18 protein-coding genes and 1 tRNA gene are annotated in these 20,826 nt (G+C 71.7%); 6 read left to right on the forward strand and 13 right to left on the reverse strand.

Translation table 11 applies throughout. The features are described from left to right. Window positions 1–88 precede the first annotated feature (88 nt). Genes R3E98_07145 through R3E98_07160 form a run of 4 tightly spaced genes read left to right on the forward strand, consistent with a single transcriptional unit; the run spans window position 89 to window position 4,728 of the window. The gene (locus tag R3E98_07145) at window positions 89–2,035 is read left to right on the forward strand and encodes a pyrroloquinoline quinone-dependent dehydrogenase (protein ID MEZ4423166.1); all 1,947 of its coding nucleotides are present in this window, start codon (window positions 89–91) and stop codon (window positions 2,033–2,035) included. After that, complete coding sequence (locus R3E98_07150) at window positions 2,032–2,625, forward strand: twin-arginine translocation signal domain-containing protein (GenBank protein ID MEZ4423167.1); 594 nt, start codon at window positions 2,032–2,034, stop codon at window positions 2,623–2,625. The genes R3E98_07145 and R3E98_07150 overlap by 4 nt, the downstream gene beginning before the upstream one ends. Then, the gene (locus R3E98_07155) at window positions 2,622–4,247 is read left to right on the forward strand and encodes a GMC family oxidoreductase (GenBank protein ID MEZ4423168.1); all 1,626 of its coding nucleotides are present in this window, start codon (window positions 2,622–2,624) and stop codon (window positions 4,245–4,247) included. The genes R3E98_07150 and R3E98_07155 overlap by 4 nt, the downstream gene beginning before the upstream one ends. Before the next feature lie 4 nt (window positions 4,248–4,251). After that, on the forward strand, window positions 4,252–4,728 hold the full coding sequence (locus R3E98_07160; protein ID MEZ4423169.1) for a tRNA (cytidine(34)-2'-O)-methyltransferase: 477 nt from the start codon (window positions 4,252–4,254) through the stop codon (window positions 4,726–4,728). On the opposite strand, the gene pgm is transcribed toward R3E98_07160, so the two are convergent. The 7 genes from pgm to R3E98_07195 form a co-directional block, all read right to left on the reverse strand. Beyond that, window positions 4,715–6,376 (reverse strand): phosphoglucomutase (alpha-D-glucose-1,6-bisphosphate-dependent), encoded by a 1,662-nt coding sequence (gene pgm, locus R3E98_07165; protein MEZ4423170.1) that lies wholly within the window; start codon window positions 6,374–6,376, stop codon window positions 4,715–4,717. The genes R3E98_07160 and pgm overlap by 14 nt on opposite strands. Before the next feature lie 193 nt (window positions 6,377–6,569). Next, entirely contained in the window at window positions 6,570–8,939 is a 2,370-nt protein-coding gene (locus R3E98_07170) for a hypothetical protein (protein MEZ4423171.1), read from the reverse strand. Between the two features lie 200 nt (window positions 8,940–9,139). Continuing rightward, a complete protein-coding gene (locus tag R3E98_07175) occupies window positions 9,140–9,886 on the reverse strand; it encodes an SDR family oxidoreductase (protein ID MEZ4423172.1) in 747 nt (248 codons plus the stop codon). A 25-nt stretch (window positions 9,887–9,911) separates the two neighbouring features. Then, window positions 9,912–9,986, reverse strand: a tRNA-Val gene (locus R3E98_07180). A 78-nt stretch (window positions 9,987–10,064) separates the two neighbouring features. Next, complete coding sequence (locus tag R3E98_07185) at window positions 10,065–10,736, reverse strand: hypothetical protein (protein ID MEZ4423173.1); 672 nt, start codon at window positions 10,734–10,736, stop codon at window positions 10,065–10,067. 150 nt (window positions 10,737–10,886) lie between these two features. Next, a complete protein-coding gene (locus R3E98_07190; protein MEZ4423174.1) occupies window positions 10,887–11,840 on the reverse strand; it encodes a CpsB/CapC family capsule biosynthesis tyrosine phosphatase in 954 nt (317 codons plus the stop codon). After that, the gene (locus R3E98_07195; GenBank protein MEZ4423175.1) at window positions 11,722–11,991 is read right to left on the reverse strand and encodes a hypothetical protein; all 270 of its coding nucleotides are present in this window, start codon (window positions 11,989–11,991) and stop codon (window positions 11,722–11,724) included. Before R3E98_07195 ends, R3E98_07190 begins: the two co-directional genes overlap by 119 nt. Before the next feature lie 171 nt (window positions 11,992–12,162). Here R3E98_07195 and R3E98_07200 point away from each other — a divergent pair, with 171 nt between their 5' ends. After that, window positions 12,163–12,837: a copper homeostasis protein CutC gene (locus tag R3E98_07200; GenBank protein MEZ4423176.1), complete on the forward strand. Its 675-nt coding sequence runs from the start codon at window positions 12,163–12,165 to the stop codon at window positions 12,835–12,837. A gap of 31 nt (window positions 12,838–12,868) precedes the next feature. Here R3E98_07200 and R3E98_07205 read toward each other — a convergent pair whose 3' ends face one another. From R3E98_07205 to R3E98_07220, 4 genes are read right to left on the reverse strand one after another with little or no spacing between them, the layout of a single operon-like run. Then, window positions 12,869–13,333, reverse strand: a complete 465-nt coding sequence (locus R3E98_07205) for a hypothetical protein (GenBank protein ID MEZ4423177.1) — start codon at window positions 13,331–13,333, stop codon at window positions 12,869–12,871. 40 nt (window positions 13,334–13,373) lie between these two features. Beyond that, the gene (locus R3E98_07210; protein MEZ4423178.1) at window positions 13,374–14,933 is read right to left on the reverse strand and encodes an FAD-dependent oxidoreductase; all 1,560 of its coding nucleotides are present in this window, start codon (window positions 14,931–14,933) and stop codon (window positions 13,374–13,376) included. Further along, on the reverse strand, window positions 14,926–16,146 hold the full coding sequence (locus R3E98_07215) for a DegT/DnrJ/EryC1/StrS family aminotransferase (protein ID MEZ4423179.1): 1,221 nt from the start codon (window positions 16,144–16,146) through the stop codon (window positions 14,926–14,928). Before R3E98_07215 ends, R3E98_07210 begins: the two co-directional genes overlap by 8 nt. Beyond that, window positions 16,146–16,853, reverse strand: coding sequence for a lysophospholipid acyltransferase family protein (locus R3E98_07220; GenBank protein MEZ4423180.1), 708 nt, complete (start codon window positions 16,851–16,853; stop codon window positions 16,146–16,148). Before R3E98_07220 ends, R3E98_07215 begins: the two co-directional genes overlap by 1 nt. Window positions 16,854–17,024: 171 nt before the next feature. Here R3E98_07220 and R3E98_07225 point away from each other — a divergent pair, with 171 nt between their 5' ends. Continuing rightward, window positions 17,025–17,570, forward strand: a complete 546-nt coding sequence (locus R3E98_07225; protein ID MEZ4423181.1) for a hypothetical protein — start codon at window positions 17,025–17,027, stop codon at window positions 17,568–17,570. A 228-nt stretch (window positions 17,571–17,798) separates the two neighbouring features. Here R3E98_07225 and R3E98_07230 read toward each other — a convergent pair whose 3' ends face one another. Then, window positions 17,799–17,972: a hypothetical protein gene (locus R3E98_07230; protein ID MEZ4423182.1), complete on the reverse strand. Its 174-nt coding sequence runs from the start codon at window positions 17,970–17,972 to the stop codon at window positions 17,799–17,801. Window positions 17,973–18,052: 80 nt separating this feature from the next. Continuing rightward, complete coding sequence (locus R3E98_07235) at window positions 18,053–20,755, reverse strand: ABC transporter permease (protein ID MEZ4423183.1); 2,703 nt, start codon at window positions 20,753–20,755, stop codon at window positions 18,053–18,055. Window positions 20,756–20,826: the final 71 nt, after the last annotated feature.

A 20,826-nucleotide genomic window follows, 5' to 3' on the forward strand; every position in this document is an offset into this window, starting at 1 on the left:
CGCTTCGGTCAGGGGGCCCACCCTGGCGTACCTCCCGCCGACGCCCTACCGATAGCGGATGCGTCCGCCCCTCGACCCGGGAGCCTCCATGCCCTCGCTGCGTAGCTGCGTCGCCGTCCTGGCCCTACCCGTCCTCGCGGCCTGCGCCGCGGCCGACGCAGGCACCACGGACTGGACGCCGACCGACGCGGACTGGCCCGTCTATGGCGGCGACGACGGCGGCCGCCGCTGGTCCGCGCTCGATGGGGTCACGCCCGAGAACGTCGCGGACCTGACCGTGGCCTGGACCTGGGAGACGGGAGACGTCCCGGTTCCGGGCCCGATGCGCCCGATCCCGGGTCAGGACGTCCGGGCCGGCAACTTCGAGGTCACGCCGCTCGCCATCGGCGACACGCTCTACGTCTCCACGCCCTTCAACCGCGTCGTGGCATTGGACGGTGCGACGGGCGCGGAGCTGTGGAGCTACGACCCGGGCACCGTGGACTGGGGCAAGCCACCGAACGGCACCGGCCTGGTGCACCGGGGCGTCGCGGTCTGGACCGGCGACGGCAGCCGACGGCTCTTCCTGAACACGCGCTGGCGGCTGATCGCGCTGGACGCCGCCACGGGCGAGCCCATCGAAAGCTTCGGGCACCGGGGCGAGATCGACCTCACCGAGCAGCTCCTGTGGCGCACCAACCGTCTGCACTACACGCAGACGTCTCCACCCGTCGTGTACGGCGATCTGGTGATCCTGGGCAACGGCGTGTGGGACGGCTTCGTGTATCCCAACGATCCGCCCGGCAACATCCAGGCGTTCGATGTGCGAACGGGCGAGCTCGTGTGGTCCTTCAACCCCATCCCCCAGGACGGGGAGTTCGGCAACGAGACGTGGGAAGACGAATCCTGGCGCGTGAAGGGCCACACCAACGCGTGGGCGCCGATGACGGTGGACACCGAGCGCGGTCTGCTCTACGTGCCCATGGGGACGCCAAGCGGCGACTACTACGGCGGAGACCGCAAGGGCGACAATCTGTTCGCCGAGACGCTGCTCTGCCTGGATGCACGCACGGGCGAGCGGAAGTGGCACTTCCAGACCGTACACCACGGGCTGTGGGACTACGACCTGCCCGGCGCGCCGGTGCTCTACACCGCGGAGGTGGACGGGCGCAGCGTGGACGCGGTGGCCATCGCGGCCAAGACGGGGTTCGTGTACGCGTTCGACCGGGTGAGCGGCGAGCCCATCTGGCCCATCGAGGAGCGCGAGGTGCCCGCGAGCGACGTACCGGGTGAGCGGGCCGCACGCACGCAGCCCTTTCCCACGCGGCCCCCGCCGTTCTCCCGCCAGGGCTTCGAGGAGGACGATCTGGTGAGCCTCACGCCGGAGCTCAACCGGCGCGCCCGGGACCTCACGCGCGGGTTGCGCTTCGGGCCGCTCTACACGCCGCCGTCCCTGCAAGGGACGCTGGGGATGCCCGGCATCATCGGTGGGGGGAACTGGGGCGGCTCCGCGGTGGATCCGACCACCGGCTTCCTCTACGTGAAGGCCACCGAGGGCCCGGCCCTGTTCAAGCTGGCGCCGGCGGACACCAGCCGCGTGGTGGCGGAGTGGGACATCGACCGCGACGCGCGGGGCATGACCAGCGTGGACGGCGTGCCGATCATCGACCCACCGTACGGGACCGTGACGGCGATCGACATGAACGCAGGCGAGATCGTGTGGCAGAGTCCGGTGGGGGACAATGCGCGTGTGCGGGAGCATCCCCTTCTCGCCGGGGTGGACCTGCCGGAGCGGCTGGGAGCGGCGGGCGCGCCCGGTCCCATCGTCACGGCGGGCGGCCTGGTCTTCGTGGCCGGCGGCGCGGACGTGCTGACCGCGTTCGACGCCGCCACGGGCGCGCGGCTGTGGGAGGGACCGCTGCCCGGACGCGGCTACGCGAACCCGATGACCTACGCCACCCGCGACGGACGGCAGTACGTGGTGATCGCGACCGGCGGCGGGGCGGACGGGGGAACGCTGGTGGCGTTCGCGCTGCCGCCGGAGGGAGCGCGATGAGCACCGATCGTCGCAGCTTCCTGAAGGCCGCCGGGACCGCCTTGGGCGCCGCGGCGGTGGGTACTGGATGCGCACCGAATCCAGCGAGCGACCGTGAGGACGCTGCGGCGAGCACGTCCCTGGACGGCGGACTGCTGCGCGCGGTGGCCGTGCTGGTGCTGCCCGCAGAGCTGTCGCCGGTGGAGCAGGAGGAGGCCGTGCAGGGCTTCGAGCGCTGGGCCGCAGGCTATGAGCCCGTGGCCGAGCTCAACCACGGCTACGGGACGTCGGAGATCCGGTACGGCCCGCCCGACCCGCGGCCGGGCTGGGCGGCGCAGCTGCGGGGGCTGGATCTCGAAGCGCAGCGGCGCTCGCAGACGGGGTTCGCGGCGCTCGAGCGCACGGAGGCCGACCCGCTGCTCCGCGGCCACCTCGCAGGTGCACGCGGCGGGCTGGGCGCTCCGCTGCAGGCCGAGCACGTCGCCCTGGCCCTGCTGGGGTGGTGGCTGTCCACGCCGGATGCCACCGACCGCTGCTACGGCGTGCGCATCGCGCCGCAGACCTGTCGTGGCATCGACACCGCGCCCGCCGAGCCGGAGGCGATCCTGTGAGACGCCGCATCGAGGAAGCGGACGTGGTGATCATCGGTGGGGGGATCAGCGCCGCCCTGGTGGCCGAGAAGCTCACGGACGAGCACGACGTGGACGTGCTCGTCGTGGAGGCAGGCGGCGAGTCGGCCCTGCTCGAGGCGCGGGGCGAGCGGCGCCAGCGCTACCTGGACTACGGGGAGAACCCGTGGACGGACGACCACATCGCCGATCAGGTGGCGCTCGGGATCATGTCGCGCTCCATGGTGGTGGGCGGGCAGGCGCTCCACTGGGGGGGCACCACGCCGCGCTTCACGCCCGAGGACTTCCAGCATCGATCGTACTTCGGCGTGCACACGGACTGGCCCCTCGACTACGACACGCTCGATCCGTACTACCAGGACGCGGAGGAGCGCATCGGGATCGCCGGCGAGCAGGGACCCGATCCCCTCGATCCGCGCGGCGCGCCCTACCCCATGCCGGCGGTCCCGCTCACGTGGACGCTGGGTCGGCTGCAGGAGTGGGTGTCCGCCGCGGGCATCCCCACCTGGATCAATCCGGTGGCCAAGAACACGCAGCCCTGGCGTGGCCGCAACGTCTGCCAGCGCTGCGACACCTGCAACATCTGCCCCACGGGCGCCAAGTACACCCCCGATTTCACCTTCCAGCAGCTGCTCGGTGCCGGCCGCATACGTCTGCACCCGCGCACGCTCGTGCGCCGCCTGCTGCTCGAAGACGGCACGTCGCGCATCCACGCGGCCGTCGCGCGTTCCTACGACGATCCCGACACCGACGTGGTCTACCAGGCACGCACCTTCGTGCTGGCCGCGGGCTACACGTGGAGTCCGCACCTGTTGTTGTTGTCCGCGCAGGGTGCCTTCCCGGAGGGACTGGCCAATTCCTCCGGACTGGTGGGCCGCTACATGAACGGGCACCGCAGCGTGAGCGCCTTCGTGGAATTGCCGCTGCGCCTGCTGCCCGGCATGTACAACGGGCATTCGCTCATCTCCAAGTATTTCCAGCGGCCCACGGCAGCCGGCGGACCGGGCCTTCCGGACGGCTTCATGCGTCACGACTTCCGGGTCTGGGAGTCGACCACCGCCCGCGGTCCCCGGCTGCGGGACGACGACGACCGCCTGCTGCTCGGGGACGACCTGATGGCGGACTGGCGTGCGCGCACCGCGACCGGCACCACCCGGCTACGCTCCTACTACGACGTGATCCCGGACCGGGACAGCCGGGTGGAGCTGGACCGCGGGCGCACCAACCGCTTCGGAGATCCGCTGCCCACGTTGCACTTCCAGGACGCACCGATCTCCCGTGAGCAGCGGGGGCGCACCGAAGCGCGCATCCGCGGCGTCTTCGAGCGGCTCGCGGCGTCCGGCAACGGCCGCGTGCTGCGTACCTCCGTGGACGATACGCAGGATCACCCCGGAGGGGGATGCCGCATGGGGGACGATGCGGCCGACAGCGTGGTCGATTCCTGGGGCCGCACGCACGACCACGAGAACCTGTTCGTGGTGGGCGCCCCCACGATGGTGTCCGGTGGCTGCAGCAACGGTACGCTGACGTTCGCGGCCCTCTCGTTGCGGGCCGCGGAGGAGGTGGGCCGCGCCTTCCCCGACCGGGCTCCGGCCGGGGCCTGATCGGGTGGGTCTGCACGTCGTCCTGGTCCATCCCGAGATCCACTGGAACACCGGCAACGCGGGGCGCACCTGCCTGGCGGTCGGCGCGAGCCTCCACCTGATCGAGCCGCTGGGCTTCTCGCTGGAGGAGCGCGAAGTGAAACGCGCGGGGCTCGACTACTGGCCGCACGTGGACCTGCAGGTCTGGCCGGACTGGGACAGGTTCGAGGAGGCCCTGCCCGGGCTGGGCGAGCCCTGGTTCTTCTCCACGCGCGCGCCGCGTTCCTACTGGGATGCCCCGCTGGGCGCGCCGGAGGACGTGGTGCTGATCTTCGGGCGCGAGACGATCGGGCTGCCCGACGCCCTGCACGAACGCTACGCGGAGCGCTTCGTCTCCATGCCGGTGGCGTCCCCGCGCGTCCGCTCCCTGAACCTGTCGACCAGCGTGGCGCTCGCGGCGTACGAGGTGCTGCGGCAGCGGCGCGACGTCACTTCACGCTGACGCCGGCCGCCGCCAGCGCGTCGGAGACGATCGCCGACGCCTCCTCCTGGATCCGGGCCAGGTGGTCGGGGCCGCGGAAGCTCTCCGCGTAGATCTTGTACACGTCCTCGGTCCCGGACGGTCGCGCAGCGAACCAGCCATTCTCCGTCGTCACCTTGAGCCCGCCGATGGGCGCGTCGTTGCCCGGCGCGCGCGTGAGCGTGCCCGTGATGGGCTCGCCCGCGAGCGTGGAGGCCGTCACCTGCTCGGGCGACAGCTTCTTGAGCACCGCTTTGGCCTCGGGGCCGGCCGCGGCGTCCACGCGGGCATAGACGGGGCTTCCGAAGCGAGCCTCGAGCTCCGCGTAGCGCTCGCTCGGATCCCTCTCCGTGCGCGCGGTGATCTCGGCCGCCAGCAGCGCCAGCAGGATGCCGTCCTTGTCGGTGCTCCACGGCGTGCCGTTCTTCCGCACGAAAGAGGCGCCCGCGCTCTCCTCGCCCCCGAAGGCGAGGCGGCCGTCGAAGAGCCCGTCCACGAACCACTTGAAGCCGACGGGCACCTCCACCAGACGGCGTCCCAGCGCGCCGGCGACGCGGTCGATCATGGAGCTGGAGACCACCGTCTTGCCCACGCCCGCGTCCGGGCTCCAGTCCGGACGATGGGTGAACAGGTACTCGATCGCCACCGCCAGGTAGTGGTTCGGGTTCATGAGCCCGCCGCCCGGGGTGACGATGCCGTGGCGGTCGAAGTCGGTGTCGTTGCCGAAGGCGACGTCGTAGCGGTCCTTCAGCTCCACGAGACCGGCCATGGCGTACGGGGACGAGCAGTCCATGCGGATCTTCCCGTCCCAGTCCAGCCGCATGAACGCGAACGTGGGATCGATCCGGCGGTTCACCACCTGCAGGTCGAGCCCCCAGCGCTCGGCGATGGCGTCCCAGGCGTCGAGACCGGAGCCACCCATGGGGTCGGCCCCGATCCGCACGCCGCCTTCGCGGATGGCGTCCATGTCCAACACGGACCCGAGGTCGTCCACATAGGGCGCGATCAGATCGCGTTCGACGACCCGGTCCGACTGCCGCGCCCGGCGGTAGGGCATGCGCTGCACGCCCTCGAGGCCGGCCTCCAGCAGGGCATTGGCCCGCGCCTCGATCCGGGACGTGATGGCGGTGTCGGCCGGTCCGCCGTTCGGCGGGTTGTACTTGAAGCCGCCGTCCTCGGGCGGGTTGTGCGACGGCGTGATGACCACGCCGTCGGCCAGCTCCGCGCTACGGCCGGCGTTGTGCGTGAGGATGGCATACGAGATCACGGGCGTGGGCGTGTAGCCGCGGCCGGACTGCAGCACCACCCGCACGCCGTTGGCGACCAGCACCTCCACGGCGGTCACGAGCGCGGGTTCGGACAGCGCATGCGTGTCTGCACCGAGCAGGAGCGGACCCGTGATGCCTTCGTCCCGACGGTGCTCGGCGATGGCCTGCGCGATGGCGAGGATGTGCGCCTCGTTGAAGGTCCGCTCGAGCGACGTGCCCCGATGCCCCGAGGTCCCGAAGGAGACGCGCTCGCGCGCCTGGGCGGGATCCGGCGACTCCACGTAGTAGCGGGAGACCAGCCGCGGGATGTCGCTCAGCTGGTCCGGCGGGACGGGCTGTCCGGCGAGGGGGTGGAGGGCCATTGACGGGTCTCGGAGATGGAATGGGGGCGCCAGGACCCGAAGGTTTGACCGCAGAGCGGCGCGGATCAAGTCCGACCCGCCCTGTCCACCCCGCCGGGCCAAGGCGGCGGGACGCTGGGCGCCCCTCCGGCCCGCGCTCCGCCGACCTGCAGCGCTCCGCCGCCGGACCATCCGGCGGCGGAGCCCCCGCCTGCTAGTTGATCCGCTGGGTGTAGACGACGGCGTTGTTGCTCGCGACGGGATCCGTGTCCTGCCCGGTGACGGAAAGCGTGGTGGTATGGAGACCCGTCTGGATGCCCTCCAGAGTGAGCGTGAACTCCGCCCGTGCCCCCGCGGCGAGCGGCCCGATCGCACAGGTGATCACCTCGGCCGCATCCGCCGTGCAGGCGGCGCCCGCGGCGGACACGAAGGCGAGCCCCACCAGCGGCGTCGTGACCACGGTCGAACCGCTCGACGCAGACGGACCGGAATTCGCGACGCGGAAGACGTTGTCCATCGTGTCGCCGAGCACCTGGCCATACTCCTGGCTGACCTGGGTCAGGACGAGGTCCGCTTCCGCGTCGTTGTCCTCGATCTCGATGGTCACCGACGGTGCCGCCACGCCGCCGTAGCGCGGGTCCGTGCTGACCACCGTATGACGGATGGTGTCGGTGTGGAGCCCTTCGAGCACTGAATCGTCCAGGGCGGACGTCAAGAACTCCAGCGGCAACATCCAGTCGTCCACAGTGAAGGTCTTGGCTCCCTCCGTGAGCACCTGTCCCAGAATCGATGTGGTGCTCACCTGTACGTCCGCGGTGGGCGCGTCCGGTCCGAGACACAGGCTGTAGCTCTGGGGCCCCTGCCCCTCCGCCAGGTGCAGCGCGTCCGGATGGGACGCGAGAGCCGGACCCGCGGGGTCGAAACCGACAAGGGTGGCGGTGCCGCCGCGGGTGTGCAGCCGCCACGCCCGCGCCGCATCGAGGCCGAGGCCGTTCACCGCCGCGAACGACACGCTGGCCGAACCGTCGTGCGTGATGAGCGGCAGCGCCTGGCCGCACTGACCGCCGACGAAGGCTGGGTCGGTCTCGACCGTGAGGGTTCCCGTGGCGGAGAGGGCCCCTGCGACGGCGACCGCATCGAACTCACCTGCTGTGGCTCCCTCCACCTCGATCACCACCTCGGTGGCGCTGTCGAGCAGTGCCGACGCCATCGTCAGCGTGCCGGTGCCGTTGCCGGGGAGGATGCGCGCACCGAAGGCGATCACGTCACCCACCGTACCGGCACCGGTGAGCGTGGCGCGGTCGAGCTCCAACACGCCGTCCATCACGCTCCCGGCGTTGGCCTGGAACGTCGTGCCGGTGGCCAAGTGCAGGGTGGAAGTGTCCGCGTCGATGGTTCCCTTGTTCTTGAAAACGTTCGGCGAACCGGCGCCTCCGGGTCCGGCGACGCTCAGTCGCGCGTCGGTGACGTAGCTCACCTCGCCCTGGTTCACGATGCTGTCTGCGAGCACGAGGACCGGGCCCGTCACGCGCCATTCTCCCCGATTCACGAGGCCGGGCAGGACGACGGACATCGAATCGGCCGAACTCGTCCAAAGATGCAGGACGCCCTCGTTGATGGTCGGCCCGGCTGTCTGCCGATCAAACGCATAGCTCCGCTGCGCGGTGCCGAGAGCCCGCAGCGTCACATCCCTCCCGATGATCCCGGTGACGCGCGTGGTCCCCGGCGACGTCCCCGTCAGATGGAGCGTCCCGTCGAGTCGGCTGGTCTGCAGCACGACGTCGCTGTTCCACACCGAAACGGCGTGTGGAGAGGGCTCGAGCTCGCCCCCCGACCAATCGAAGGGGAAGAAGATCTGGATGGGTGCAAGGCCGACCACCGAGCCCGACCGCTGCAGCCAGCGTGCTCCCGTGGCGCCACCCCGGTGCAGGAAATCGATGGGACTGGTACCCGCCGCGCGTCCGACGATCACTCCGGTGTTGATGACACGGGCATCCGTGGCCAACCAGACGTCGATCGGTGCGGTGAGATCGAGTGTGCCTCCGTTGCGGATGCGTGCGACCTCGAAGCGCGCGAGCAGTCCCCCGCAGGCACAGGGGTTGGATACGGTCAAGCGGCCGTCGTTGATCAGGGTCGGGCCCGGATTGCCGCCGATGACGTGGCCTCCGACCGAAGGGATCTCGAAACGGCTGCCGGCGGCGACCTCCAGCGTGTCAGAGACTGCGAAGGTGCTGGCCACGACGGGATCCCACTCGAGCGTCACCTCCGCGCCCGGGCCCCCGATGCGCAGACTGGCCACGTCCGTGGGCGAAGCCAATTGGACCGTGTAGGTGCCCGGCGCGTCGATGCAGACCACATCGCCCGGTGCGGGCACGCCGGCGGGCGTCCAGCGTCCCGCGTCGAGCCACAGGCCGCCGATGCCGGACGTCCAGGTGCGGGTACAGGCGCTGCTGGGGATCGCCACGGCAGCCGCCTGAAGCGCCGGCGGGGCCGGTGCGGCGGCCGCGGGGTGGGTGGGACTATCGTGACAGGCTCCCACGGCCGATGCGACCGACAGGAGCGCGAGGATACGAAGCCGCGGCATGATGCATTCCCCCGTTGGAATGGCGTTGCGCGCGGCCACTCGACCGCGGCACACCGGCCACGGCGACGAGGAAGGGAGGATCTGGACATCACCCGCAGCGGTGATCGACGAGCGGGGAGAGCGGGGCCGGCGGGAGGAGAGGGTGTGAGTGGACGAGAACCCGCGGGCCCGCGGGATGAAACCCCCTTGGAGCCTGGGACCTACGGATCCGTCCCGTGCGACGCGTAGTACCCGGCGATCCGCTCGTGGAAGCCAGCGCGTGTGTAGACGTCGGGTCGGCCCGTGTCGATGACGTCCGCGAGGACGGCGGCAACCTCCTCGGCACTCTGCGACTCGGGAAAGGAGCGGGAGTCGGGTCCGCCGTGCAGCGCACTGTTGCCGAAGTCGGTGCGTACCACGCCCGGGGAGAGCAGCGAGATGCGGATGCCGGGATGCGACTCGGCCAGCTCGGCCCGGAACGTGGCCGTCAGCGCGTTCAGGAAGTGCTTGGCCCCGCAGTAGGCGGAGCGGATGGTGGCGAACGGCACGCGTCCCAGGAGCGAGGACACGTTGATCAGGTGGCCCTGGCCCCGCTCCTTGAAGTGCGGGAGCACCTCCTGCATGCCGTACAGCGCGCTCAGCACGTTGGCGCGCATCATGGCGTCGATGTCGTCGTCCGTGAGCTCCGAGGGCAACCGGGAGATCCCCCGACCGGCATTGTTCACCCAGACGTCGACGCGACCGAAGCGCTCGAGCGTCGCGTCCACGGCCCGCCGCACCTCGGCGCGGACCTCCATGTCGGCGCTGACCGGGAAGACGGTGCCTCCGGCCTCCCGCGCGACCTCCTCCAGCTTCTCGGCCCGGCGGGCCACCGGCACCACGGCATCCCCGCGGGCGGCGAGGAGCTGGACTGCGGCCGCGCCGATCCCGGCGCTGCCACCCGTTATGACGACGACCCGGGGGTCCATGGACCTCCCTCCCCTGCATGGGATATGGGCGCTGCTGGATTCGAACCAGCGACCCCCTGCTTGTAAGGCAGGTGCTCTGGACCAGCTGAGCTAAGCGCCCGGCACTTGTGCCTGCCTGAAGATAGGGTGTGGCGGGGGAGTCGAGCCAGCGCACCCACTGGGCCGAGGGAGGTCAGACCTACGCGACGGTGGCGCGCAGCGCACCCACCTCGGACCGGTGGAACAGGAGGGCAATCGACCCCGTGGCTCCCGGAAACGTGATCGCCCAGGCGGAGGCCGGCCAGATGAGGACGTTCAGATAGAGCTGCCCCACCAGGAACGGCAGGAGCAGCCCGTTCGCGATCAAGAACCAGCGCGCGATGCGCTCAGCTCCGTGGGTGGCGAACACGGGTGCCGCGAACAGCGTCGCCAGACTCATGAAGCTGTATCCCAAGAGGTCCACGGAGTACAAGAACGAGTCGAAGGGGACGAACAGGAACACCTCGATGCCCGCGGTACGCGCTTCGGCGATGCGAGGCCCCACGAACGTCAGCTGAACGAAGTAGGTCATGCTGATCAGGACCGCGTAGACGGTCCCGAAGGCGAGCGCCGCCTGGCTCCAGACCTTCTTCTCGCGCGGTGCAGCCTGGTGGACGCTGACGAGCAACACGAGGAACGAGCTACCGAGCAGGAGGGAGGGAGTGAGCAGGACGGCGATCCCGAGGGTGGTGCTCGAACTCGCCGGCCCACCGTCGGAGCCGAGCCAGCCGAGCCACTCCGCGAGTTGCGCCACGACATACGTCAGGCTGAATACCGTGGCCAGGATCGCGGACCAGAACCCCACGGCACGATTGGCGGTTGTCACGTACATCGCCCGCGCTCCCCGTTGCGACCCCGATTCGACCTGCGTTTTCTAGGGCCACGGACAGTCTAGCCAGAGCGCCGTGATTCGGTCTGTCGGGGAGGACCCGCCCCACGCCGTCGGCACCCGCCGGTCCCGGGCGTGGCGGCCGCACCCGCGCTACGGCGTTCGCACTGCCAACACCCTTCCCGGCCCCTCCACCAGCAGATCCCGAACGGCCTGGGCCGGCAGGATCTCCTCCAACGCAGCCAGGATCTCCTCCGGCATATGCGGCCGGAACTCCCCGTGGTGATCCGTGGCCACCAGATCGGCGATCCCCTCCCGGCACAGCGTCGTACCGAGGTCCTGAGCACCGCGACCGTGGTGTCCGAGCAGGCTTCCTCCGTTGACCTGCAACGACGCCCCCAGCCCGCGCCACTCCTCCATGGCAGCCAACGGGTCCGTATCCCCATAGGCGTAGCGCTCCGGGTGCGCGAGGATCACGCGACGACCGTCCGCCCGACCGGCCGCGACGACCGCCGCTCCGTCGAAGCCGGGCCGGAACCCGAGTTCCACGAGTACGGTCTGGCCACCGTCCACCCCCACGCCTTCGATCTGGAGCGCACGGCGGAGGTCCTCGGGTCCGGGGGCCAGGATCTCCTGGCCCAGGTGCAGGCGGGGAAAGCCGTCCTTCTCGCCTACGGCGCCCTGGACGCAGGTGAATCGCTCGCGGTGGAGGGCGACGTCCGCAGCGAGCTGCTCCGGCGACCGGGTGGCCGCCAACAGGTGGGGCGTGAAGCACACGGCCGCGACCCCCTGGGCGCAGAACATCTGCAGGTGACGAAGGGTCTCGTCGAGCGACCGGGAGCCGTCGTCGACGTCGGGGAGCAGATGGTTGTGGAGATCGCAGGCGAGGGCCAGGAGGCCTCCGGGGCCGAAGGGATCAGGGCGGAAATGGCCGACCGGCGGAGCGGCGAGCCCCCGTCCGTACCGCCGGAAGCATCCCGCGTGCCGCTCAGCGAGGATCGCCCACCACGAGGGAGATGAACACCACGACCACGCCCAGCACCCACGGAGCGAGGCCGACGAGCAGCCCGTGACGGAGGTCCTTTCCCATCCAGGCCAGCCAGGCACCATAGCCGCCCAGCCCCAGGCCCAGGAGCGCCGCAAGAACCGTGGTGGGCGTCCCGTACTTGCTCGTCTGCAGGATCCCCAGGACGTTGAGCGCGGCCCGGACCCCGAACCAGAGGTTCAGCGCCGCAACCAGGGACACGAGGATTCGCATGCGATGCGTCCTTCGGAGCAAGGGCCCGACCGGCAGCCAGGACGCTCGCGCCGAGCCCGCGCCCGCGCAATCCAGGACCGGCACCCTCCGGTCGGCTGCACCACCGCCTGCGGGTACAGGTAGAGGGGCCCCGGACGCCGGCCACCTCCGACGCTCGTCCGCGAGCCGCCCGTGACCTCACCCCCGATTGCGCGCGTGCTTGTGGAGGCCTGCGTCACATCCGCCGCCGAGGCGGCCGCCTGCTTTGCCGCAGGAGCCTCACGGGTCGAGCTCTGCCGTCGGCTCGACGTCGGTGGGCTCACGCCGGACGGCGCGGACGTCCGCGAGGCGCGCGCCCTCGCGGGCGGCCCCGTCTTCGCGATGGCCCGCTCGCGCGAGGGGTCGTTCCGCGTTGCACCGGCAGAGCTCGCGGCCCTCATCGAGACCGTATCCACGCTGACACGGGCGGGCGCCAATGGGATCGTCGTCGGCGTGCTCGACGCACGCGGGCGGGTGGACGCGGCCGCGCTACGCGACCTGGTTGCCGCCGCCGACGGCCGGCCGGTCACCTTCCATCGCGCGTTCGACGAGTTGGACGATCCCCTCACCGGCCTGGAGACGCTGCTCCGATGCGGTGTGCACCGCGTGCTCACGTCCGGCGGGGCGAGCCAGGCGTGGGAGGGGCGCTCCATGCTGCGGGCGCTGGTGTCCGTTGCCGGTGGCTCGCTCACCGTGCTCGCCGGAGGGCGCGTCCGCGCCGATCACGTGGCACGTCTCATCGAGGAAACCGGCGTCACGGAGGTGCACGCGCGAGCGAGCGCGGTGCCGGGCCTCGTGGGAGCACTCGGGCGCGAGCGGCGGACCTGACGCACAGACGGCGGCGCCGGGCGAGTACCCGTCAGTCCCACTGGATGCGCACCGACATCCCCGGGCGCGCCCCGTCGAGCAACGGCGCCACCTCCGCACGCAGTCGCTGGGTACGCACCCGCTGATTGTCACGATGCGCGAGGTGCATCGCGTCGAGGATCGCCCAGGCCGTACCGCCGATCACGAGTACGCTCCCCAGCGCGCAAGCGCCTTCGCAGCTCCGTCCGCCCTCGCCGAGGATGAACTGGTCGGCGTGCATCACCAGACCGAACCCCACGAGCCTCGTCAGGCCCGACGGGATGCCTCGCCGCCAGTGCCCGGCGTAGCTGTATCCGAGTGTCGGCACGTACAGCTCGAGCAGCGGGATGAGGAGCAGGCTCTTCTCGCTGGGCCTCTCGGCGGATTGTGCTCCGGACGAGTCCGCTACGACGGGCTCCTGTCCGTCCAGGGTCACAGGGCTCGCGAGCACGGCGCATACGAACAGGAGGATCCACACCCTCCCAGGCCGGACACCCGTGGACCCGCTGGGCGCGCCATCACGCCACCGACCGACCGGTCTCCCGACCGGCCCCGTGGGGCCACCCGTACGCCTCCGCCATCCGTTGCCGATGTGCATGCAGCTCCTCCTTCCATCTGGCTGTTCCCCACCCCATCTCCTCCTGGATCCACGGGCGCAACGCCGCCGCGGCCGCGGTACCGCCGTCGGCGGTGCACAGTGCCAGCCGCGTGCGCCGCAGGAGCAGGTCCGACAGCGAGCGCGGCGCCTCGGCACGGATGATCCATCGCACCTCGGCGACGCAGACGTGCGACACCACGGCGTGGTGCTCGTCGCGTGGTCGAGCCGCCATCCACTCGACCCCCTCCGCGCCATGCCGCCCGAGAAGGCGGCGCGCGGTGCCGCTCGCGAACGGGAGACCCATCCACGGCGGCGGCACCGCATCGAGCGTCGGTGCCGGAGCGGGATGCACCCGTCCCGGCCGCAGACGCGGCCAGATCCGGCCGAGAACGTCGCGGGCCACGTGCGCGAACGTGGTCAGCTTCCCACCCGCCACGGTGAACAGCCCGCGCTCCTCGAGGACGCGATGGTCCCGGGAGCCATGGAGACCCGCCGCCGCGGGGCCCGCACACAGACCGCGCACACCGGAGAAGGTGCACAGCACGTCGTCCGGGCCCAGGCACCGGGCCGGAGCCAGCCCCCGCGCCCAGGCCAACAGGTGATCCGCCTCGGCCCGGGTGATCCGGGGCTCGCGGTCCAGCGCCTCCGGCTGCGGCTCGGACGTGGACCCTACCAGCGTGACGCCCAACCACGGTACGGCGTAGACGGGTCGGGCCGTGTGGGGGTCGATGGTCGCGACCGCGTGACGCAGCGGGAGTCGATGGCGCGGCAGGACGAGATGACTGCCGCGCACGTGCGTGAGCACCGCATCCAGCCCCAGCCCCGCGCGCACCCGATCGGCCCCCACGCCGGCGGCATTGACGACCACTCGCGCCGGCTGGACCCACGCACGACCGGCGGCCCGGTCGTGCAGACGCATCCCGGCCACGAGCCCGTCGGAGGAGCGCACCAGGTGCCGAGCTTCCACCCCGTTCAGGCATGTGGCCCCCGCCCCGCGCGCTTCGCGCAGGACGCGCAGGACCAGGGCGGCGTCATCCGTCACCGCATCGCGGTACCGGAAGGGGGCGGCGTCGGGACGGGCCTCGTCGGCCCGGGGGTCGGGGACGTCGCACGGGTCGACGCCGCCCCACCATCCGTACGCCCGCATCAGGAGCCCCACCGCCCACGGGGGATAGGGCCCGGTCTGGTCGCGCGGGATCGCGAAGGCGAGGCCGTGCACGAGACCGGAGCCGGCCTCCAGCAAGGCGTTGCGCTCGGCACACGCGCGCCGTGCCGTGCCCACCTGCCCTCGGGCGAGATAGTGCAACCCGCCATGGACCAATTTCGACGAGCGGCTGGACGTTCCGGATGCGAAGTCCGCGCGCTCCACCAGCAGCACCGACAGACCGGCGTGCGCAGCGACACGCGCGACGCCCGCGCCCATGATCCCGCCGCCCACCACGAGCACGTCGACGGTCCGCACGCCTCCCCGCTCAGCCACACGCCCTCTGCGCCGGAGCGCGGTGCGCCGGCCACGCCGCGAGGTGCGCGACGAGCGTGTCCAACCGGGAGCGTGACGCCCCGAGGGGAGCCGGCAGGAAGAGGATCTCCCCCATGCACCGGGACACGTTCGGAGTGCGCACGTGGCCGAAGCCCGGAGGCGACGGAACCGGCGCGAGGCTCGTGGCCCCGCGCGTGGCGTCGAACCCGTCGCGCCACAGCGCGCGCATCCGCACCTCCGGCTCGGGCACGCAGACCGGCACCAGCCAGTGCGTGTGGTCGGACGCGGAGCGACCTGGGACAGAGAGATGGGGGATGCGCTGCAGCAATGCGGAGGCGGCGTCGGCTCGCCGGCGGAGGCGCGCTGGATCGAACCGCTCGAACCGGTGCGCCATCAGGGCCAGGAGAGCTCCGGACGGACGGCGGCGGATCCGCTCGAAGAATCCGGCCCCGGGAAATCCACGCAGCGAGTTGCTGAGGCGGGCGTCGTGGTTCCATCCCAGGAGACCCGCCAGGCCCACCACGCTCCCGTAGCAGGCCGGTGTGAGGAGGGCCTGCACGCCTGCCGCGCGCAAAGCCCGGACGCGGACCTCACGATCGGGTTGCAGCGGCCACGCGTGCTGGATCCGCCGCATCCGCTCCCGCAGGTCCGGGGAGCGCACCACCAGCACCGCCCCGCCCAGGCACGTGTGGGTCTTGATGAGCCCGAAGCTCATCATGACCACGTCGCTCCGAGGATCTCCTGTCGTGTCGAGGCCGGTGAAGCTCTGGGCACAGTCCTCGACCAGGAGGAGACCGCGCGCCGTGCAGAACTCCCGCACGCGTCCCAGTGGCATGCGGCTTCCGAACAGATGCGCGACCACGAGCACCCGGGCGCGAGGTCCGGTCGCGCGCTGGAGCGCCTCCGGGTCGAGGGCCAGCCGATCCATGTCCAGATCCACCGGCACGGGCACCAGGCCATGGGCTGTGACGATGCGCGCCATGTCCCGGATCGTCAGCGCAGAGAGCAGCACCTCGCTTCCGCGAGGGAGCGCCAACGCGTGCAGCAGAAGATCGAAGCCGCTGCGCACCGACAGCGTCACGAGCGTGCGCGGCGGATCGGGCAGGTGCGTGCGCAGGCGTCGCGCGAGCTCGGGGCGCGGTCCTGGCCGCGGACCGACCGCGACGGCGTGCGCGAGATCGCTCCAGCCGATGTCCAGGCGGCCACGCGGCATCACGACGCGCGGTCCCGCGCGAGCGCCCCGGCTGCGTCCTCGCCGTAGAAGCCGCGATAGCGCTCTGGCAGCAACCCGGCAACGGCGACCATGCAGCGGTCCGTCTCCCTGCGGCGGAAGGCCTTCCCGCTGAGGCCCGAGGGCGAAGCATCGAAGGACAATGGCGCCCCGAAGGTGATCCGGACCTGCGGGCGCCACAGCGCACGCCAGGATCGGTGCAGCTGTTCGGCACCGGTCACGGCGACCGGCAGGATGGGGGCGCCCGAGCGCTCCACCAGGAATGCCAGGCCGGTGTGGGCGCGCCGGAGCCCGCCCGTGGGGCTACGTCCGCCTTCGGGCGCCAGCCCCACCATGCAGCCCCTCGCCAGCGCCCCCACCGCTCGCTCCAGCGTCGCGCGGTCGCGGCCTCCGCGTCGAAGCCAGAGACCGCCGGCGGCGTCGACAAAGCGGCTCAGCGGATGATCCCTGCGGTCCGCGGCAACCAACGCGACCACGTCGGTCCGCGGAAGCGCGGCGAAGATCAGCGGAAGATCGAAGTTGCTCACGTGATTGAAGATCAGAAGACAGGCGCCCCGGGTGGGGACGTGTTGGCGCCCCCGGACGTCGAGCCTGCACAGGCTACGCGCCACCGCGCGCGCCAGCAGGTGGACACCGCGGGCACCGAGCCCGGCGCGGGAGCCCCGGGAAAGAGGTGGAGGAGTGCGCATGCAACGGCTCCGGACGGGGGGTGCTCTGACCCCGGTACGGGAAACCCGCGGGACGTGGTCCAGCCGGAGCGCGGTTCCCGTATCTCGGATGTGCCCCGTGCCCGGTCCACGCGCCCCTGCTTCGGAGGCGGGAAGGCCGGTGCCCCCATCCACTCCACCCGGAGACCACCGATGGAAGGACCGCGAAGCCTGAGACCGCTGCTCTGGGCGAGCCTGCTTCTGATGTGCGCAACTCCAGCCGCCGGACAGACGCTGCAACGGGGTCGTTGGGTGAGGATCGGGGACGGGCCCGACAGCTCGCGCGGTCGGGTCGTGTACGCGAGTCCCGATTCGCTGGTCCTCCGCACGCCGGAGGGCCAGCTACGGACGGTGGACCCGGCCGCCGAAGGACCGCTCTACATCAAGGAGAGCCGCAGGGCCGCCGCCACGCTCGCCGTCCTCGTGGGCGGCGTGGGAGGGGGCGTCCTCGGCCACTCGATGGCGGGCACCAGCGAGCAGCCCGACTGCGGCTTTCTCGCCTTCCCGGACTGTACCCGCACCCGTGAGGTGAAGGACCTCGGACCCGCGCTGGGGGGCGCCTTGCTCGGCGCGAGCCTGGGGCTGCTGCTCAGCCAGATCGGGACCCGCTGGATCGAAGTCGACGGTACGAGCGCGCTGAGTCTGGGCCCGGTGCCAGGCGGCGGAGTGAGGGCGGTCCTCACCGTGCCCGCACCCTGAGGACACGCTGGCGGGTGCGCATCGTCGATGCCGCGGGCCTCCGTCCCCGCCACCACCCCCACACCCCCGGATCGTGTCGGAGCAGATCCGGGCGGAAGGCGGAGGGAGAGGAGAACACGGCGCCCAGCTCGGCCGCGGCCTGGGGATCCCGCAACCGTGCCAGCACCAGCGCGCGCCGGATCTGCGCCTCGGATCCGTGCAGCGCGTCGAACCCCACCGGGGTGGCCGCTACGGCCCCATCTGCTGCGCGGAGGCGCACACGGCCGTCTGCCGCCCCAGGACCGTGAGGGCAGCATACCCGCTCAAGCGGTCGCTGATCTCCTCGGACAGACCCTCCGCAACGTAGGCCTCCTCGACCTCCGCCAGGATGTCCGTGGCGCGCTCCCAGCGTTCGGCGTACAAGCGGTCTCCGGGGGTTCGGCCGCACCGTAGGCGACCGGGAAACCGGGACCAATCGAGCCTGAGCCCGCGGCGGCCCCGGGCTACTCCGCCTGCAGGACCGCCTTCGGGTCCACGCGCGCGGCCCGGAGCGCCGGCATCAACGTCGCCAGCAGGGCGACGGTCAGGAGCAGCGCCGCCGCGCCCCCGAGCGTCCACGGATCGGTGGGGCTGACCCCGAAGAGCAGGGCGTCCAGCGAGCGCGTGAAGGCGACGGCTCCCACCAGCCCCACCGCCACACCGATGCCGGCGAGACGCAGCGATTGGCCCACGATCAAGCGTACGACCTGCCCGGGCAGCGCCCCCAGGGCCAGGCGGACCCCCATCTCGGCCTGCCGTTGCGCCACCAGGTAGGCGAGCACCCCGTAGATGCCGACCGCGGACAGCAGGAGCGCCATCATTCCGGCCACGCCGAGCAGCACCAGGGTGAAGGAGGCCCGCGCCATGACGGGCGAACGCGCGATGGCGGCCGTCAGGGCCCGCGGCTCCACGACGGGCACCTCGGGATCGAGTGCCGTGACCACGTCGCGGAAGGACGGGAAGAGGGGCGCCGCATCCCCGCCCTCCGTGCGGACCACGATGCGCATGGTGCGCGGCGGCACCCAGAGCGGCGCGCCTTCGATGGGCATCAGCGGGAAGTACACCGCTTCCAGAGGAGGGCGGTCGAGTCCGTCCGCGCGCACGTTGCCGGCGACTCCGGCCACCCGGTAGAACGGCTCCTCCCAGCCGTTGCCGCGCACGCCCCTCCCGATGGGGTCCTGACCCGGCCACACCCGTGCGGCGAACGCCTCGGTGACGACCACGCGACCCGCTTCGCCGTCCAGATCACTCCACGAGGGAGCGCTCCCCCGCACCGGGATGCCGAGTGTCTCGAAGTAGCCGGGCGCCACCTGCAACACGGGGAGACACGGCGGCTGCTCGTCGGCGTTGGGGGGCTGGTCGTCGAAGAAGAGCGCGGCGCAGTGGCTCGCGTCGTTGGTCTCCACCAGCGGCAGCAGCTCGGTCGCGCCGGCCACCGAGACGCCGGGCAATGACTCCAACCCGGACAGCAGTTCACGCTGGAAGGCCGCCACGTCCGCATAGTCCGGATAGCGGCCCGCGGGCAACGGCACGGTGAAGACGGCGACGCCATCGGGCTCGAACCCCGGATCCACCGCACGCAGGTGGATGAAGCTCTGGAGCATCAGACCGGCTCCGGCCAGCAGCACGAGCGCGAGCGCGACCTGCGCGCCCACCAGGCCCTGTCGGAGACGGTGGCGTACGGGGGACAGGACCCGGCGGGTGCCCTCGGCGAGGTCGTGCGGGTCCGTCATCCGGAACGCCACGGGAAGCACGCCCAGGAGGACGCCACCCACGATGGTGAGCGCCACAGTGAAGGCGATGCTGACGGCGTCCAGATGCACCTCTCCCAACCGCGGCAACTCGGCGGGCGCCAGACGGACGAGCACATGCACGCCGGCCCAGGTCAGTCCGAGCGCCGGGCCCGCCGCAGCGAGGGCCAGCAACACGCTCTCCGTCACGTGCAGTCCGGCGAGCCTGCGCGCGTTGGCCCCCAGCGCCGCTCGGATGGCCAACTCGCGCCGGCGGCCCTCGGCGCGCACGAGGTACAGATTCCCCACGTTGGCCACGGTGATGGCGAGGAGCAGCAGCACGGAGCCGAACAACGTCCACAAGGTGCGGTGCGTGTCACCGAGCACATGCGCCTTGAGCGGGACGGCGCGTGTGGCGAAACCGCTCTCGCGCATGAAGCGCTCGGAATAGGCGGACGGGAAGCGTCTCGTGAACGTCGCGGTGATCTCCCCCAGCTCGCGCTCGGCGTCCTCCGCGGTCCGTCCCGTCGCGAGCCTGCCGACCACGGAGAGCCAATGGGCGTTCACGGGCCGGGCAGCCGGATCCAGGCGCAGCGCCGTCCACACGTCCGGGACCTGTTCGGGGAGCGAGATCCCTTCCTCCAGCACGCCCACCACTTCGGCGGTGACGCTGCCGAGCCGGAGCGTGGTGCCGACCACGGCGGCGTCACCCCCGAACTCACGCTGCCAGAAGCCATGCGACAGCACCGCCACGCGGGCAGCGCCGGGGACATCGTCCTCCTGCAGGAAGAGGCGACCGACCGCCGGGCGCGCAGCGAACACGTCGAACAGGGTGTGCGACACGGACGCCAGCTCCACCACCCGGGGCGCGCCCTCTCCCAGCCAGGTGATCTCCTGGGTGGAGAACGCGGCGACACCCGAGAGCGTGCGCGCATCATCGACGAACGCGAAGTAGCCGGCCTGGGAGACCCCCCAGCGGGCATCGGCGCCCACGTACGGCACCGCGCTCTCGACCCACACCAGCTCGTCCGCATCCGGGTAAGGGAGCGGACGCAGAACCACCCGATCGACGACGGTGAAGACCGCGGAGGTCGCTCCGACCCCAAGGGCCAGGATCGCAACCACGGAGAAGGCGAGGAGAGGCCGGCGCAGGAGGCTGCGCGCCGCCAGGCGCGCACCCGCGGAGACGTCGGCCATCCGCTCGCTCCAGGCGGCCTTCCGGTGGCGGGCGCGATCCACGTTCCGTGTTGCGGCACGGACGCGTTCCACGTCCCCGAAGCGCGCGAGCGCTTCCGCGCGGGCCTCGGCGTCGCTCATCCCGCGTGCGCGATTGTCCCGGATGCGCATCTCGATGTGGTGCGCGATCTCCTCGTCGACGTCGCTGTCCACGCGCCGCGCCTCGAGGGTCTCGTCCAGGTCCCGCCGCCGTTCCGTCATCGTCCCCCTCCCTCCCGGTCCTCCACTCCGCGGCCGCCCGTCCGCACGGCCGAGGGCGTCCACGCGCGCAC

The organism is Gemmatimonadota bacterium (assembly GCA_041390125.1).
In the GTDB taxonomy this organism is placed as follows: Bacteria; Gemmatimonadota; Gemmatimonadetes; order Longimicrobiales; family Gaopeijiaceae; genus JAGQIF01.